General features: G+C 76.3%; 1 protein-coding gene. It reads right to left on the bottom strand.

Annotated features, from left to right (window positions below; translation table 11 throughout):
• Nucleotides 1–354, bottom strand: a 354-nt coding sequence (locus ACZ92H_RS29565) for a hypothetical protein (protein ID WP_465051986.1), incomplete at both ends; no start/stop codon positions are given.

Genomic DNA, 354 nt, shown 5'->3' with positions numbered 1-354 from the left:
GGCGCAGCCGCTCAAGTCGACCCAGGCGTCGTACTGCCGCCAGTCGCGCGGCGCATGCAGCTGCTCATCCTTGCCGCCATCGATGACGATGCTGCCGGCATGGCGCCGGGCCAGCTGCGCCGCCAGCGCCGCCGTCTGCGCGCAGGCGAGGATCGCCAGGCGCTGGCCGGCGCGCGGCTGCCGCGCCGCATCGGCCGCTTCCCAGGCCTTGCTCAGCAACAGTGCCTGGCGCGCGCCTGCCGCCGCTGCCGGCGCGGCTTCGGCCGCCACGGCCAGCGCGGCGGGCGCCGCCGGTACCCAGTAGCGCTCCTTGGCGAACGGATAGGTCGGCAGGCTGATACGGCGCGGCGTGGC

The sequence above is a fragment of the Janthinobacterium foliorum genome, assembly GCF_978021625.1.
The sequence above is the reverse complement of the archived record's forward strand: the minus strand, read 5'-3'. Positions and strand labels throughout refer to the sequence as shown.